This is a genomic window from Paenibacillus sp. S-38, from assembly GCF_049942825.1.
Classification (GTDB): Bacteria; Bacillota; Bacilli; order Paenibacillales; family NBRC-103111; genus Paenibacillus_G.
The window spans coordinates 5,909,693-5,926,259 of the sequence record NZ_CP187970.1; the positions used below are offsets into that span (position 1 = coordinate 5,909,693).

Below are 16,567 nucleotides of genomic sequence, written 5' to 3' on the forward strand. Positions count from 1 at the left end.
AAACAACAAAAAACCGCCTCCTGAGGCGGTTTTTTGCATGATTACTGCATGCATCGCGCTGCGTATAAAATGGCTGAAAGAAAGTTTGCCGTAAGCCGGGTTCTGTACTTCCAGTGGTATAACGGGAGCCACCCTCCCACGACGGAAGCGACAATCATCTATCTAGGCCATACATTGCTGCATGGCTCAAGCGACCAACCCGAACGCGCCTCGGGCTAAGGCTGACCCTCGCGGGACGTGCGTTCCTCTAGGTCTTGCTCCAAATGGGGTTTACCAGGAATCATGTCACCATGACTCCTCGTGGTCTCTTACACCACGGTTCCACCCTTACCTGTGCATACTGCAGAAGCCTTGCGGCTCTGCGGCAGCCATCGGCGGTCCATTTCTGTGGCACTAGCCTTCAGCTCGCGCTGACTGGACGTTATCCAGCATCCCGCCCTGTGGAGCCCGGACTTTCCTCTCGCGGCCGAAGCCGCCAGCGATCGTCTGTCAAACTTTCTTGTGCAATTCGATGCAAGAGCTAGTATACAGGGAATCCGATCAAATTACAACCAGGTGCTTTCAGGAAAGAGAAGCAGCCATCCCCTGCCGCCCGCTTATACGAAGCGGAACGGCTCCGTATTGATCTGTGAAGCGGCTACGGCCGTCGCCCACTTGCGCTCGGCGAGCTTGCGCTCCAGGTAGGAGGCGACGCCCTGCTTCATGATTTTCTCCACGTTGTGTCCCGGGTCGATGATCGCCATGCCGGCGGCCAGCGCATCGTGCGCCGTATGATAATCGATATCCCCGGTTACGAGCACATCCGCGCCGGCGAATTGGGCGTGGCGCACATAGCGCGCACCTGAGCCTCCCAGAACCGCCGCCTTGCGGATCACCTTGTCCGGGTCGCCCACGACGCGAACTATCGGCACCTCGAAAGCTTCCTTAACCTTCTCGCACAGCTCCTGCAGCGTCACCGGCTTCGGCAGCTTGCCTGCCCGTCCGAGCCCGAAGGTGCGGGTCTTGAGATCGAGCGAATACAGATCGTAAGCAACCTCCTCATACGGGTGCGCCTTCAGCATCGCCTGAACGACCTTGCGCTCCACGCTCTGGGGCAGAATCGTCTCGATGCGCACCTCGCTGACCTCTTCCAGCCTGCCCTTGCTGCCGATATAAGGGTCGGTCCCTTCTCCCGGCAGGAAGGTGCCGGTTCCGTCAATGTTGAAGGAACAATGGCTGTAATTGCCGATGCCGCCGGCCCCTGCGGAGAACATCGCATCGCGAACCTTCTCCGCCGCTTCTTTGGGCACGAACACGACCAGCTTCTTCAGCTTATCCGTATGTACTTCATCGAGCGGCTCCGTTACGGTGAGACCGATCGCCTCGGCCATCATATCGTTAATGCCGCCGTCCGCCACATCCAGGTTCGTATGCGAGATATAGACGGCAATGTCATGCTTGATCAGCTTCTCATACAACCTTCCTGCCGGTGTGTCGGTCTGAATATGCGGAAGCGGACGGAAGATGACCGCATGATGCGCGATGATCAGGTTGGCATCCTCCCGGATCGCTTCCTCAACGACCTCATCGGTCACATCCAGGGCGACGAGCACCTTCCGAATCTCCTTCTGCAGCGTTCCGATCTGAAGACCGATCTTGTCGTCGGCCACGGCATAAGACTTCGGAGCGAGTTCCTCCATCAATGCGATGACGGCTTGTCCTTTGGCGTACATGCTGCGAGCACCTCCTCGATTCCTTCGATCTCGCGGCGGATCTCCGCCTGCTTCTCTCTCGAGGCCTCCAGCTCCGACTGTGCCAGCCGGCCGTGGATCATCTCGAGCTTCCTCACTTCATCCTTCCACTTGTCGTGCCATACGGCAGACGCTTCCTGAATCAGGTACGGTCCCAGCTTCAGGAGCAGCTCGCGATCTGCGATCAATCCGGGGTTCAGCTCCTGCGAACGGTATACGTCCTCATTCGTCCGGTCTGCTTGTTCCGCAGTGACGGCCGTTAGCACTTCATACCGCTTGCCGTCCTCCTCGAGGATCTGCTCGCGGATCAGTACCCAGCCGTTGTCGAGCAGCCACTGCCGGACCGCAGCCTCTCCGACGTTCGGCTGCAGGATCAGCCGCCCGACGCCCGCAAGCTTTGCCTTCCCCTCCTCGAGAATCGAGGCGATGAGCACGCCGCCCATGCCGGCGATGGTCACCACATCGACCTCGCCGGGCTCGAGCACGGCCAGTCCGTCACCCAGCCTGACGTCGATCTTCTGGCTCAGTCCGGCTGAACGGACCTGCCTAGCCGCGGCGTCACGCGGGCCTTCATTCACTTCACCGGCCACACCGCCGGTGATGATCCCCTGCTGCGCCAAAAAGGAGGGCAGCAGCGCATGGTCGGAGCCGATATCGGCTAGCCGGCTGCCTGCTGGAACCTCCTTGGCTATGGTTTGAAGCCTTTGCGATAAACGTATCATATCAGACAACCCACTCAATCCATTTTTTTCTCCAGATGAACAGCAGGGCTGCTTCGACCACCATCTTGCCGAGAAGCATCCACTGCACGGTCTCCCCGCCATACTGCTCGGCATAAAGCATACCATATAACTCCGGCATATACCAAACAATGAGCGATAAAAGAAAAAAGACCAAGGAGCTCTGGCGGCTGCGTTCGTGGATCATCCACGACAGCCAGCAGAAGAGCAGGGAAAGCGGCACCCAGCTGAGCTCGAGGGTCGCCCAATCCATCGTCTCCAGCTGGTGATGAAGCAGCCAGCCGTAGCAGAAAGTCAGGGCAACCCAGCCGCAGAGCTGGAACAGAACGAACCGCGCCAGCATGCCCGTACCGATCCAAAGCAGACTGCATAGGAAGACATACCCCACGATCGGAACCGGCTGGCCCAGCCCATGCAGGTTCAGCATATATACCCCTACACAGAGCACAAACAACGAGGCCATGCCCAAGAGGAGCTGGGATGAGAGCGGTTCCTTGCTCCGTTTATAACCGCCCAGACCATACAGAACGGCCAGGAGCAGGAGGGAAATCCCAATTTGCATTGGTAATTCAAAAGCGTTAAAATTAAGAGCAGTTAAGGCGAGAACGGCTGCCGCAACCAATCCGAGCAACCAGCTTTTCCAATTGCTGTTCTTTATTCCGGAAGGAGACAGACCCAGCGGGCCGCGCTGCTCCGGTTTGGGCTCATCCTGATCCAGATACAGGTTCAGCAAAAAATCGCAGTAATGTTCGGGCAGCAGCCGGCTGCGGCGCCAGTGCTCGATTTCGCGGATCATGATCTTCTTTTTTTCATCCATCAGTTTGCGACCCCCAACGCAGACATCATCATATCTTCTTTATCGGATCGGAAGCGGCAAAACATAAGGCCTCCCTCCGCCGGAGCGGAAGAAGGCCCATTAACAAACTGTGGTTGTCTGCTATTCAAGAAAATCCTTAAGCCGCTTGCTTCGGCTCGGGTGGCGCAGTTTGCGAAGCGCCTTGGCTTCGATTTGGCGGATCCGCTCACGGGTGACGCCAAACACCTTACCCACTTCCTCCAGAGTCCGTGTACGGCCGTCGTCCAGTCCAAACCGCAGACGCAGCACGTTCTCTTCCCTCTCGGTCAGCGTATCCAGCACGTCCTCCAGCTGTTCCTTCAGCAGCTCATAAGCCGCCGCATCCGCCGGGGCAAGTGCCTCTTGATCCTCGATGAAGTCGCCCAGATGGGAGTCGTCTTCTTCCCCGATCGGCGTCTCCAGCGAAACCGGCTCCTGCGCAATCTTCATGATCTCCCGCACCTTATCCGTACTGAGATCCATTTCCTTCGCAATCTCTTCCGGCGTCGGTTCGCGCCCAAGCTCCTGCAGCAGTTGACGGGAAACCCGGATCAGCTTGTTAATGGTTTCCACCATATGTACCGGGATCCGGATCGTTCTTGCCTGGTCCGCAATGGCACGGGTAATCGCCTGGCGAATCCACCAGGTGGCGTACGTACTGAATTTATAGCCTTTGGTATGGTCGAACTTCTCGACCGCCTTGATCAGACCCATGTTGCCTTCCTGGATCAGATCGAGGAACAGCATGCCTCGGCCCACATAGCGCTTCGCGATACTTACGACCAGTCGCAGGTTCGCTTCCGCCAGCCGGCGTTTTGCCTCTTCATCCCCAAGCTCGATCCGCTTCGCCAGATCGACCTCATCTTCTGCCGACAAGAGCGGCACACGGCCGATTTCCTTCAGATACATCCGGACCGGGTCATTGATCTTGATGCCCGGCGGCAGCGACAAATCGTCGTCGAAATGAAAGTCGTCGTGGTCGCCGTCACGGTCCCTATCCCTATCCCTATCGAGCGGACTCATCTCTTGGTCTTCGTCCGTTTCGTTCCCTACGTCAATTCCCATCTCCTGGAGCTGTTCAAAGAATTCGTCTATCTGGTCCGGGTCCTGGTCAAACGGGGCCAGTTTCTCCATGATTTCCTTGTACGTAATGGCGGAGCGTTTTTTGCCCTGCTCAATCAGCTGATCTTTCACCTGGTCGAGCGTCAGCTCTGTCTCTAGTTCCGTCCGTTGATCGTTTGCCATAATCTTAGCTCCCTCCTCCCTAGAATTCACCCGTAAAACGTATGGCCGAATCAGGATGATTTCAACTGCTTTTCTAGGGAAATAATCTCACTGCCTAATTGCAGGGCCTTGGTGATATCCCCTGAACGTTCTGCTACTTTCACTTCTTCTCTCTTCCGCTCAAGCGCCTGCAGCAAAGGAAATCTTCGAATCTGCCGGATATAATCGTCGATAACGGTATCATTGATTCCGCTGCGGTTGTCACTGAGCGATAAGGAACTGGCCAGACTCTCCAGCTTGTCATCCTGCAGCATGCCGACGAACGTGCTTACGTTCGGCTCTGACCCTTCGGCATAATAGGCATACAAGTAGGCGGCGAGTGCCGCATGAGCCTCCATATTGAACCCGTCCCCCAGCTCGCGCTCCACATAAGAAGCAATCTCACGGTCCTGCATCATCACGGCAAGGAGCTGCCGTTCGGCATATTGATAGGCGGGAACCATAGACGGAGCCTGTGCACGGGGCCTTCCTTCATTCATACCATTATTCCACGGAACGTCTTTATTATCCCCGGAATCTCTCTTTTTTTCCGCTTTCATCCGGTGCTCATTCACCGTCTGCATGGCGGTTTCATAGGAGTAATGGAATTCGGATATCAAGTCCTTGACATAATGCTCCCGTTCGATCGGCGAGGGCAGTTCGGCTATAAGTTTGAGACTTTCCGTGATGTATTTGAGCCTGCCCGCATCTTCCTGCAGCTTGTAGTTGCGTCTGGGATAAAGAAGTTTATATTTAAACGACGGTACGGCCGTGCCGAGCACTTCGCGTACGAATCGTTCAGAACCGTTGTCCCGTATGTACTCATCGGGATCGAGCCCTCCCGGCAGCATGGCTACCCTAACCTCACAGCCTGCTTTCTCCAGCAGGGGAATGCTCTTGAATGCAGCCGACTGCCCCGCATTGTCGCCATCATAGGCGATGATTACACGGTTGGCCAACCGTCGGATGGCTTCGGCATGCTCCGAAGTCAGTGCCGTCCCCATCGTCGCAACACCGTTGTGCACGCCGGCATCCCATGCCCGGATGACATCCATGTAGCCTTCGAACAGAACGAGCTCCTGCTGCTTGCGGACCTGCGGCCTTGCGGCATGAAGATTGTAAAGCGTCCGGCTCTTGTGGAACAAGAGACTCTCCGGCGAGTTCAGGTACTTGGGCTGTGCGTCCCCCATGGCCCTGCCCCCGAATCCGATCACCTGCCCCTTCCAATCCTGGATCGGGAAGATCACCCGGTCACGGAACTTATCATAGTATCCGCCGCCGTCCCGCTCCGTCAGCAGTCCGCCCCGCTCCATGAGCTCCAGCGGGAATCCCTTGCGGTCGAGCAGCTTCGTCAGCGTGTCCCAGGAGTTCGGGATGAACCCGATGCCGAACGTCTCCATAAGCTTGTCGCTGATTCCGCGGCCGTGCAGGTATTCCTTGGCTGGCCGGCCCTGCTCCGTATTATGGAGAATGTACTGGTACAGCTTTGCCGCGAGCTCGTGTGCCTCGATGAGCTTCCGGCGGTCCGGGTTCTCCCGCGGCTCGGTGCTGCCTCCGCCCGGCGAATCCGGACCGAGCTGCAGATGCGCCTCCTCCGCGAGCTTGCGGACGGCCTGACCGAAGGACAAACCCTCCACTTCGGAGATGAACCGGATGGCATTGCCGCCCGCACCACAGCCGAAGCAGTGGTAGATCTGTTTCTCGGGCGTGACGGTGAAAGAAGGGCTCTTCTCGGAATGAAAAGGACACAGCCCTTTAAGGTAATGCCCCTGTTTGGTCAAATGCACGTGCCGTCCGACAACCTCGACAATGTCATGCGCCTTGAGCACCGTATCAATGACTTCCTGGGGAAAGCGTCCGTTACTCATCCTATCCACCTTCAATCGAATTAACACGTATACGTATTCGCTACTGCGGACGATTCTCCTGCAAGTTTCGCAAAACTTTTGTCAAAGTTTGTAGAAAGTGCCGCCGGTCTTCGTCCGTGAACGGCCTCGGGCCCTTCGAATGCTTGCCTCCGCGCCTTTGTTTGGCCTGCTCATGCCGGCGTTCCAGCAAAAAATCGATCGATCGGTCACTGTACATCTGCCCCCGGTTGGATAAGGCGATGGCCTTCTTGCCGAGCGCCAGCGCCGCAAGTCCGAAGTCCTGCGTCACAAGCACATCTCCTGCGGCAATCTTGTTGGCGATATAAAGATCGGCCGATTGGTCGCTGCGGTCCACCTGCACGACCTCCACGCCGTCGGCGGGCTGCAGCCGGTGGTCGTGCGATGCGACCATGACGACCGGTGTGCCGAAGCTCCGTGCGGCCTCTGCGATCTCGGCCTTCACGGGACAAGCGTCCGCGTCTACTATGATTTTATACGTCATATAACTCCTGCCGGATGCCTGCTGCCCCGGATTACCGTAATATTATATACGATGAAAGGATAAAAAATCCTGCTCCATCCGTAAAACGCTTATTTGGACCGGTACATATCGATGATCACCGAGGCGGTTTCCTCAACTGCCTTGTTCGATACGTCGATGACCGTGCAGCCGATCCGCTTCATGATGCTGTCCGCGTACTGGAGCTCGGTGTGAATCCGCTGCGCATTCGCATACGTCGCACTGTCCGGAAGTCCGAGCGTCTTCAGCCGCTCGGTCCGGATCATGTTGAGCTTCACCGGATCGATCCGCAGTCCTACAATCTTATGCTTCGATACGTTGAACAAATGCTCCGGTGGCGCAATCTCAGGAACCAGCGGCACGTTCGCCACTTTGAATTTCTTGTGCGCCAGATACATGGAGAGCGGGGTCTTGGAGGTGCGCGATACGCCCACCAGCACGATATCCGCCTGCAGTATGCCGGTAAAATCGCGCCCGTCGTCATACTTGACGGCAAACTCTACGGCTTCCACTTTCTTGAAATAATCCTCGTCCAGCTTGTGGATCATTCCGGGCTGATGACGGGATTCCTGCTCCAGCGCAGTTTCCAGCGTCTTGATGACCGGCCCGAGCAGATCAATGTGGGGAATGCGGTAGCGCTCCGCCTGTTCGATCAAGTAATCGCGCAGCTCCGGTATGACCAGTGTGAACACGATGACGCCGCTGCGTTCGATCACGGAACGGACGACGCGGTCGATATCCGAAATATCTCCGATGAACGGAACCCGCCGGATCTCCACCTGCCGGGGCTCGAACTGCACGGCGGCCGCCCGGACAACGGCTTCCCCTGTATCTCCCGCCGAATCGGATACCACGAATACGACCGGTTTATGCGATGCTTCCATGTGCGCCCCTCCTCTTTTACGCGAACGGGCAAGCGGAATAAGCGGTTTCCCTCTCCTGCCCTGCTCTATTCTCTCTATTACTACTACGAAGCTGCGACTGGAAATGTTTCAGGAGAGAGGCGCCGTCTTCTGGCCCTGCTCATCTTCCTATAGTGTCGCCCCCGTAACAACAAAAAATCCCGCTCCAGAGCCTGAAAACAGACCTGCGAACGAGAAAATCTTCTGGGTGTGTATCATATTATAATATCACGCACGCCAAAACATGTCAATTTTATTTGAACGGCCCGCTCCAGCCTTATACCCTTATACCCCGTATTTATCCATCTGGTCGAGAAAATCCCGTGATTTGAGACGAACGCCGACATGCTGGTCGAAGTAAGCTCGAAGAATCTCCTTCAGCAGCGCCTTCGTCTGCGGCTTGACATCGATCTGGCCGAGGCGCCTGACATCCATCTGAATGAAGAGCCGGAGCAGCTTGTACACGCCCGGTGTCAGCCGGAATGCCTGCGGGTCGCGGAGAATGCAGCGCTCGCACAGGATGCCTCCGAGCCCGATGCTGAAAGCCGCCGCTTCGGCAGCCTGAGAACAGATCACACACTGCTCGAGCTCCGGCTGGTAGCCCGCATGCATCAGCATCTTCATCTCATAGAGATGACCGATAATCTGCAGATCCTTGTCTTCTTGAATCGCCTGCATGCTCGCCTTCAGCTGATCGAACAAAAAAGGCTCCCCTTCCTGATCCCCCATCATCCGGTCCGTCAGTTCCGCAAGATAGGAGGCGTGGGCGGCCTTGTGCAGATCTTCCCTGATTTTGTGGAAGGCTTCGATGATCTCCGCATGATTCAGCGTGCCGAGCCCTCCGGATTTGAAGAATGAATAATCACCGAAGGTAAAGAGCTGCACGGTGGAGCCATAACGGCTCTTTACCTTCTTCACGCCGCGGGCGACCACACCCATTTTCCCGTATTCCCGGGTGAACAGCGTGACAATTTTGTTGCCCTCCCCGTAATCCGTCGTACGGATCACAATTCCTTGCACCCTGTACTGCATGAACAGCCTCTCCCTGCGCGGCCATGCTTACTTGCTTACTGCATCCATTCCATGGACTCAGGGGCCGGTTCCTCTTCCAGTTCCTGATCTTCCCCGTCTTCCCCGTTCGATTGCTTGTATAGCAGGTAAGCATCCACATCTCCGGTCATTGAAAAATACTTCCACGAAAAATCCTTCATGGTCTCATCCTCCCCAGTGGTGACATGTCGATTACAATACCTGTTAATGAGTTTAGGATGGATCGTTCGATCCTGAAGTATGCCCGCACAAAAACTGGCATGTATGCTCTCTCATTACACGTTTTCCACTGGGATGAAACAAGGCTCTGCGCCCAAATCAGTCGTTACGGAAGCCGAGATCCTTCAGTACCCGCTCTTGGTTCCGCCAGTCCTTCTTCACTTTGACCCATAGCTCCAGGAACGTCTTGGAGCCGAGCAGCCGCTCGATATCTCCCCGGGCCTGGCGTCCTACTTCCTTGAGCAGCGCGCCTTTCTTGCCGATGATGATCCCCTTCTGGGAGTCCCGCTCGACGAAGATGACGGCCGAGATATGCACGAGCCCGTTCTCCTCCACTTTCATGTCTTCGATCGAGACGGCGATTGAGTGGGGAATCTCCTCGCGAGTCATGTGCAGGATCTTCTCGCGGATGAGCTCGGCACAGACGAACTGTTCGGGATGGTCCGTCACCTGGTCGGCCGGATAATACTGCGGGCCCTGAGGAAGATACTTGATCACCTGCTCGAGAAGCGTGCCGACATTATTGCCGTTCTTGGCCGACACAGGCACGATCTCCGCGAACGCATACAGATCCTTGTAAGTCGTAATGACCTGCAGCAGCGCTTCCGGCTGCACCTGGTCGATCTTGTTCAGGACGAGAATGACCGGCGTCGTTACCTTCTTGAGCTGCTCGATAATGAACCGGTCGCCGCCTCCGAGGCCTTCAACCACATCGATCAGGAAGAGGATCGCATCCACTTCGCCGAGCGTCCCATGCGCCGTCTTCATCATATAATCGCCAAGCTTCGACGTCGGCTTATGGATACCCGGCGTATCGAGGAATACGATCTGGGCCGCATCCGTCGTGTAGACCCCGTGAATTTTGTTGCGCGTCGTCTGGGGTTTATCCGACATGATCGCGATTTTTTGGCCGATCACCTGGTTCATCAATGTCGATTTGCCGACATTCGGCCGTCCGATAATCGATACGAACCCGGATTTAAACCCTTTGGTGCTGTTAGTAGAAGACTTCAATCTGTTGTTCCTCCGTCCAAATCTTGTGATGTGAAAGCCCCCGGAAGCAGCGCGGATACCGTGGTGATCTGCACGTCCCCCTTAAGATTCGAGAGGTAGACCGGCATGTCGGGCGCACAAAGCTCTACGAGCACCTGCCGGCAAACGCCGCAGGGCGAGATCGGCCCGGCCGTGTCACCCGTTACGGCCATCGCCGTGAACGTCCGAGGCGCCACCCCGTCGGCGATGGCGCGGTGAAGCGCCGTCCGCTCCGCGCAGTTCGTCGGACCATAGGCCGCATTCTCGACATTGCAGCCCCAATGCACGTGTCCGCTGCTGTCGAGCAGAGCAGCCCCAACCTTGAAGCCGGAATAAGGGGTATACGCCCGCAGTCTTGCTTCCTGTGCCAGGCGGATCAATTCTTGAGGATCCATGCAAACACGCTCCTTCTGGGGGTAGGCATTCGAATAGCTATAGCTTATAGCGGATAGAGATAAAAAGCCAGCGCCGTCAAAAAGATGCCGAACAAAGCCCCGAGAATCAGAGAGGGCAGGCTCCTTCCCTGCTTCTCGTACAGGACGAAGACGAGCACAGCCGCCAGGAAGTAGCCGAGCAGGGCCACGAGCGTATCGGCGGACCTGCAGGCCATCAGCGTCGCTACCGCAAAGGCGACCGTAGTCAGAAGACTCGGCTTCACCCAGGTCCCCTTGGCGGAGAACCTCGTCTGCACCACGATGACGGTAAGCACGATCAGGGTCAGCAGCACCCACACGGTGCCTGCCGTGAGGGTCCCCGTCTCGCTCAGACGTCCCGTCCGCAGGAGCCGCTCTACAGGATCGTAGAAGACGATCATTCCTGTGACAGCAGCAAAAGCCGCAGTCACTAGTACCGAGGCTGCAGCTACATCTTTGGCGATTTTGGCGAGAGGATGCAGATCCGGCATGGCCAAATCAACCGCCTTTTCGACCGCCGTATTGATGAGCTCCGTTACGATCATGAGCGTAACGGCCAGCAGAATGAACAGTACGTCGGTCTTGGACAGACCGAACCACAGCGCGAAGGCGAGCACGAAGAGCGCCGCCCCGAAGTGAAACTGCATATTCCGCTGGGTCGCCAGCGCATATTTTACACCCTCATAGGCATAGCGGAAGCTCCGCTGCCACTTGACCGGCTGCTTCACCGGGTCAGGCCTGCCTGCTGCAGAATGTCCTCCTGCTTGCCGAACATGACCTTCTCTTCCGCTTCATCGCCGTGGTCGTACCCGATCAGGTGAAGGAAGCCGTGTACGAACAGGAAACCGAGCTCCCGGTCGACGGAATGGCCGTACTCCTCCGCCTGTGCTATGGCACGCGGAACGGAGATAATGATGTCGCCGAGCGGCTCCTCGAAGTCCTCCCCCTCGGCGTCTTCGTCATCCTCCGGCTCCTCGGTGGAGTCCAGCTTGTGCGCATCGCGCAGGTCCGTCTCGTCGATGAATTCCTCTTCATCGCCGTAGATGATCTCGATTTCGTCATCGCCCATCTCCAGCATCGCAAAGGACAGGACGTCAGTCGGTTTGTCGAGGCCGCGGTATTGGCGGTTGAGCTCTTGAATGGCCGCATCGTCCACGAAGGTCAGGGCCACCTCCCCATCCGTAATGTCTTCCTGCCTGCCCGCAAGACCCAGCAGTTCCTCCAGTTTCCCGATCAGCTCGGGGGTAATTTCGTATTGTTCCTGCTCGTTATTCCAGGATAGCTGCAGCGTCATGGGTTCACCTCATCTTTGGTTTCGGGGACGGACGCGATGGCCGCCGGCTTCGATGCCGGCAGCTCGGCCGTCGGGTATTCAATGCGGGAGTGGAAGATCCCGAGCAGCGCTTCGTTCAGCGTCTTCGCCACAAGATCCAGCTCCTTGATCGTCAGGTCGCATTCGTTGAACTGGCCGTCATCCAGACGGTTCTTGATGATCTTGCGCACCATGGAGTCGATCTGCTCCACGGTCGGGTTGCGCAGAGACCGGACCGCCGCCTCGACGCAGTCCGCGATGCCGACGATCGCCGCTTCCTTCGTCTGGGCGTTCGGCCCCGGATACCGGTACTCGAGCTCCTCCGGCGGCTTCTCGCCCTTCTCCTCCGCCTGCTTCTTCGCCTTGAAGTAGAAGAACGTCAGCAGGGTCGTTCCGTGATGCTGTTCGGCGATATCACGGATCGGCTTCGGCATGCCCGCATCCCGCAGCATATCGACCCCGTCGCGTGCATGCGCTATGATGATCGACTTGCTCAGCGCAGGATCGATGCGGTCGTGCGGATTCTCCATGTTCGTCTGATTCTCGATAAAGTAGCTCGGCCGCTTCGTCTTGCCGATGTCATGATAGTATGCCCCGACCCGGCACAGCAGCCCGTCGGCCCCGATCGCCTCTGCGGCCGCCTCGGACAGGTTGCCCACCATCACGCTGTGGTGATAGGTGCCCGGCGTCTCGGTCAGCAGCTTGCGCAGAAGCGGGTGGTTCGGGTTCGAGAGCTCTACGAGCTTCAGCGGCGACAGAATACCGAACGCCACCTCGAAGAAGGGCAGCAGACCGATCACGAAGACGGCGGTCACCAGGCCTCCTCCAAGGGCAAACGACAGCGCGAACATGGCGCTCCGGCGTGTCTCCTGATCATCGAGCAGAACGAGGGATCCCACCAGTGCCATCGCGAGCAGCGAGATCATGATCCCCGCCTTGAGGATGGAGGAACGCTGGGAGGCCCGCTGGATCGAGAAGATCGCAGCGAAGGAGTTCGTCATCGCGAGCAGCCCGTATTTGAACTCGAACGGCTGCACATGATCGCTGTTGAACACAACGCTGGCAGCCACACCGATAAGTACCGTCACTACGACGGCCAGCTGGGCGTTCAGGAGAATCGTCGTCAGCATAGCCCCTACCGCTACAGGCGCCAGATAGGCGATGTAGGGATACTCCAGGCTCTGGATCAGCGAGAAGATCTTCATCACCGCTACGGTCAGGGCGATGATGAGGATGAGCATCAGCAGCTGGACGTTATTGTGGTTCACAGGCAGCTGGCTGTGACGGACGAACATATAGAGCATCAGGCAGCAGAGGATGGAAAACAAAAAGAGTCCAAGGTTCGGCCAGTAGCTCGTATCGTCCTTCAGCAGCTTCAGAGCGGCAAGACGCTGGTACAATTCGTCCGTAATCTTCTCGCCTTTGGCGACGAGCACATCGTTCTTGTTGACGTAGACCTGCTTGACGTTATCACGCGCATGCGTCTTGGCTTCCTCGGTTCCCTTCTGGTCATAGAACTTGTTCGGGGTCAGCGCCGCCCGCACAAGTTCCTGCACCAGCTCCCTGGCTATATTCTTCGTCAGGTTGGATGCGTTGACGAGCTCCGCCACCTTCACGCGGGCCGCCTGCGCATCGAGAATCTGGTCGTTCATGATCCGGGCGACGATATCCTTCGCCACGCCTTCCATATCCGTCAAATCTTCCTTGGTCAGCCGCGGGATCTTATAGTACGCCTCCTCGGGGATGCGGTACTCCTGGTCCCGGAAGCTCTTGCGCATCTCCACCAGCAGCTCGTCGCTGTACTGGCCGCTGCCTGAGTACGTTTTCATCTGCCGCTCCAGGTGATCCTGGATCAGCGTCGGAATAACGGTCTTATAGATGCTGACCTTGTCGGCCGGGGCCACTTCCGGGTCCGCATTAATCTGCTGGAGCTTTTGGAAAATCGCCTCGACCGCCTGCTCGTTCTTCAAGGGGACAATGCGGTACACCGGCTGGACCCGCTGGGCCGCTTCGTCCTTCGCCTTGTTCGTAGCGGCCTCGTTGGGTATCGCGTAGGGGGCCAGAATGTCCTTCTCGGCAACCGAGCCCGGCTTGATATCGTAAGTCTGGGGGACAATCCGGTGAAGGAGTGTCCCATACAGCACGAGCGCCAGTGCCAGAAATAGAAGAAAGCGCACGATGGCGCTGTATTTCCAGCCGGCGAGCCGGTACTGGAACTTGCCTTGAATGGAAACGCGGTTGTTCATGACGAAAGGTCAGCCCTTCCTCAGCCTTCTTTGTCCTCATTGTAGGCCATGATGATTTTTTGCACCAAGGAGTGACGCACCACATCCTGCTCCGCGAATTCGATGAAGCCGATCTCTTCGACCCGGCTCAGAATGCGTCTGGCTTCGACGAGCCCCGAAGACTTGCCGCGCGGAAGGTCGATCTGGGTCACATCGCCGGTGATCACCATCTTGGAGCCGAAGCCGAGCCGGGTGAGGAACATCTTCATCTGCTCCGGCGTCGTGTTCTGCGCCTCGTCGAGGATGATGAACGAATCGTCGAGCGTTCTACCCCGCATGTACGCCAGCGGCGCTATCTCGATCAGGCCGCGCTCCAGCGCCTTCAGCACCTGTTCGGGCCCGAGCACGTCATTAAGTGCATCATACAATGGGCGCAGGTAAGGGTCAACTTTTTCCTGGAGGTCGCCGGGCAGGAAACCCAGGCTCTCCCCCGCTTCAACGGCAGGCCGGGTCAGCACGATCCGCTTCACTTTGCCTTCCTTGAGAGCGGCTACCGCAAGCACAACGGCGATGTACGTTTTGCCCGTACCGGCCGGCCCGATCCCGAAGACGATGTCCTTCTTCTTGATCTCGGAGACGTACTGCTTCTGTCCGATCGTCTTCACGCGGATCGGCTTACCCTTGTGGGTGACCGCAATCTCGCCCTTGAAGAGATCGAGCAGCTGGTCGGCCTTCATGTCCTTCGCCAGCTCCAGCGCATAGTGAATGTCCCGCTCGGTCAGGTTGTACTGCCCGCGGATGAGCTCCAGCAGCACGGTGAACAGCTGCTCGAGCCGCTCGGCGTCATGCGGCGAGGCCGAGATGTTGATCTCCTCTTCCCGCGTATAGATGGTCGCCGGGATCTCCGCTTCGATGAGACGCAGGAACTTGTCCTGCGGTCCGAAGAGGGCTTGTCCTTCGGCGGGGTTCTTCAGTGCCACTTTGACGGTCGTCGCTTGGTCCATGTACAGTTGTAATCTCTCCTCCGGGTTTATGGCGAGGTGAAAAGAGGTTCGTGTCCAAAGGCCCCGTTACGCTGCGAACGGGTATGGTTCGCCTGCGGCCGCTCTTGAATTCGAATTCTTCTTATCCGACAAGATACCAGGGTAAGAATTCGAATTCAAAGGCGGCACGTAAACTCTCCGGCAAACCTACCCTACCTCCGCCTAACGGCAAGGACACGAAAAACTTTACACCCCGAAACCTCTTCGCTGTATTGGTTATGGTACGATCGGCCCGGCCACGATGGGCTGTTCGGCCGCGATAAGCTCTTCCACTTCGAGATGCACTTCCATATAAACTTTACCATTCTCCGCCTTTTCATGCAAAATTTTTTCACCCACGACGCGCGCTTCCGGACCCGCTTCCGCAAGAATTTGACCCTTCGCCTGCTCGAGTCCGATCGCCGCAGCCTCCTTCGGATCGACGGGCTGCTCGACATAGCGGACCTCCATCAGCTTCTCCTTCAGCCACCCCACGGGGAGCACGAAATTGCGCCAGGACAGCGTCTGCCGGTCCGGGATGGTCTCATACGCTTCGAAAGGCAGCTTGCCGTAGCCGTACACCTGGACGCCCCTGCTTCCAAGAACCAGATAGGAGCGGGTCTTCGTCTCGCCGGTGTAGACCTTGTAGCGCTGCGTCAGCGGCACCTCCACGGTCGGCTTGTACCAGACAAGGCCCTTCACCTTCCCGGAGGCGACCACGGTCTGCCGGTTCGCCTCGTCCCCGAGGATCCCCGAGATCAGGATGTCCCCTTTTCGCACATAGGTATTGACCTTGACGGCCGGACGTCCCTTCTCCGCGAAGATCTGGGTGACCATTGCGTTCTTCGAAGCGACGAGATGCCTCGGATTCATCAGCGGCTTCGACTCCGGGATTGTCGCTTCCACCACCTTGATGATGACGTGCGTCCCCTGGATCTCCACGCCGATCCACGAAGCGCCCGGCAGCTGCCCCTGCAGATTTCTCGATAGCTCTACCGGCTCCTTGAGCTTGTACTTCCACTGCATGGCATAGATGCCCTGCGCTTTTGCCGCCGCCAGGATTTGATCGGTCTGGATTTTCTCATTACCCTCCACGCTCACCTTCCAAACCATCGAGGACAGAAGATAAACGCCGATGATGAAGCCCAGCAGCCCGATGGCAAAAAACTTCCGCCGCTCCAGCTTGTCCAGCAGGAACGGAAGGCCATGCCTCTGCCGGACTCGCACCCGGCAGCCTGTCTCCTTCAGCAGCGGCCGAAGACGGAAAAAATCCGGCAGCGGCAGACACAGCGACGCCTGATGCTCTGCTGTAATCCGGATGTCCCACATGGACATCCGCCGCTCCGTCATGCGGTTCAGCAGCCCTTCGAGCTGCCTCCCCCTGACTTCCACTACCACAAACCCGCGTATGCGCTGCACTACCGAAGTTTTCACGT

At 57.4% G+C, this 16,567-nt stretch carries 16 protein-coding genes and 1 other RNA gene; all 17 read right to left on the minus strand.

The window, feature by feature from the left end:
* Positions 1-76 precede the first annotated feature (76 nt).
* An RNA gene (gene rnpB, locus ACP26L_RS26180) (RNase P RNA component class A) lies at positions 77-498 on the minus strand.
* A 98-nt stretch (positions 499-596) separates the two neighbouring features.
* Positions 597-1,712 carry a Nif3-like dinuclear metal center hexameric protein gene (locus ACP26L_RS26185; protein WP_426447774.1) on the minus strand — a complete coding sequence of 372 codons (1,116 nt, stop codon included), beginning with the start codon at positions 1,710-1,712 and terminating at the stop codon, positions 597-599.
* The gene (locus ACP26L_RS26190; protein ID WP_426447776.1) at positions 1,679-2,452 is read right to left on the minus strand and encodes a tRNA (adenine(22)-N(1))-methyltransferase; all 774 of its coding nucleotides are present in this window, start codon (positions 2,450-2,452) and stop codon (positions 1,679-1,681) included. Before ACP26L_RS26190 ends, ACP26L_RS26185 begins: the two co-directional genes overlap by 34 nt.
* A 1-nt stretch (position 2,453) precedes the next feature.
* On the minus strand, positions 2,454-3,287 hold the full coding sequence (locus ACP26L_RS26195; RefSeq protein ID WP_426447778.1) for a hypothetical protein: 834 nt from the start codon (positions 3,285-3,287) through the stop codon (positions 2,454-2,456).
* 120 nt (positions 3,288-3,407) lie between these two features.
* Positions 3,408-4,550 (minus strand): RNA polymerase sigma factor RpoD, encoded by a 1,143-nt coding sequence (rpoD, locus tag ACP26L_RS26200; protein WP_426447779.1) that lies wholly within the window; start codon positions 4,548-4,550, stop codon positions 3,408-3,410.
* 50 nt (positions 4,551-4,600) lie between these two features.
* Positions 4,601-6,436 carry a DNA primase gene (dnaG, locus tag ACP26L_RS26205; protein ID WP_426447781.1) on the minus strand — a complete coding sequence of 612 codons (1,836 nt, stop codon included), beginning with the start codon at positions 6,434-6,436 and terminating at the stop codon, positions 4,601-4,603.
* 40 nt (positions 6,437-6,476) lie between these two features.
* The gene (locus ACP26L_RS26210; protein WP_426447782.1) at positions 6,477-6,938 is read right to left on the minus strand and encodes a YaiI/YqxD family protein; all 462 of its coding nucleotides are present in this window, start codon (positions 6,936-6,938) and stop codon (positions 6,477-6,479) included.
* Positions 6,939-7,027: 89 nt separating this feature from the next.
* Positions 7,028-7,840: a pyruvate, water dikinase regulatory protein gene (locus ACP26L_RS26215; protein ID WP_426447784.1), complete on the minus strand. Its 813-nt coding sequence runs from the start codon at positions 7,838-7,840 to the stop codon at positions 7,028-7,030.
* A 303-nt stretch (positions 7,841-8,143) separates the two neighbouring features.
* Positions 8,144-8,890, minus strand: a complete 747-nt coding sequence (gene recO / locus ACP26L_RS26220; protein WP_426447786.1) for a DNA repair protein RecO — start codon at positions 8,888-8,890, stop codon at positions 8,144-8,146.
* Between the two features lie 35 nt (positions 8,891-8,925).
* The gene (locus tag ACP26L_RS26225; protein WP_426447787.1) at positions 8,926-9,069 is read right to left on the minus strand and encodes a YqzL family protein; all 144 of its coding nucleotides are present in this window, start codon (positions 9,067-9,069) and stop codon (positions 8,926-8,928) included.
* 157 nt (positions 9,070-9,226) lie between these two features.
* Positions 9,227-10,141, minus strand: coding sequence for a GTPase Era (era, locus tag ACP26L_RS26230; protein WP_426447789.1), 915 nt, complete (start codon positions 10,139-10,141; stop codon positions 9,227-9,229).
* Positions 10,138-10,554, minus strand: coding sequence for a cytidine deaminase (gene cdd, locus ACP26L_RS26235; protein ID WP_426447790.1), 417 nt, complete (start codon positions 10,552-10,554; stop codon positions 10,138-10,140). The genes era and cdd overlap by 4 nt, the downstream gene beginning before the upstream one ends.
* A 44-nt stretch (positions 10,555-10,598) precedes the next feature.
* Positions 10,599-11,300, minus strand: a complete 702-nt coding sequence (locus tag ACP26L_RS26240) for a diacylglycerol kinase (protein WP_426447792.1) — start codon at positions 11,298-11,300, stop codon at positions 10,599-10,601.
* Positions 11,297-11,866: an rRNA maturation RNase YbeY gene (gene ybeY, locus ACP26L_RS26245; protein ID WP_426447794.1), complete on the minus strand. Its 570-nt coding sequence runs from the start codon at positions 11,864-11,866 to the stop codon at positions 11,297-11,299. Before ybeY ends, ACP26L_RS26240 begins: the two co-directional genes overlap by 4 nt.
* Positions 11,863-14,130 (minus strand): HD family phosphohydrolase, encoded by a 2,268-nt coding sequence (locus ACP26L_RS26250; RefSeq protein WP_426447796.1) that lies wholly within the window; start codon positions 14,128-14,130, stop codon positions 11,863-11,865. The genes ybeY and ACP26L_RS26250 overlap by 4 nt, the downstream gene beginning before the upstream one ends.
* Positions 14,131-14,150: 20 nt before the next feature.
* Entirely contained in the window at positions 14,151-15,113 is a 963-nt protein-coding gene (locus ACP26L_RS26255; protein WP_426447798.1) for a PhoH family protein, read from the minus strand.
* A 255-nt stretch (positions 15,114-15,368) separates the two neighbouring features.
* Complete coding sequence (yqfD, locus tag ACP26L_RS26260) at positions 15,369-16,565, minus strand: sporulation protein YqfD (RefSeq protein WP_426447800.1); 1,197 nt, start codon at positions 16,563-16,565, stop codon at positions 15,369-15,371.
* Between the last annotated feature and the right edge of the window lie 2 nt (positions 16,566-16,567).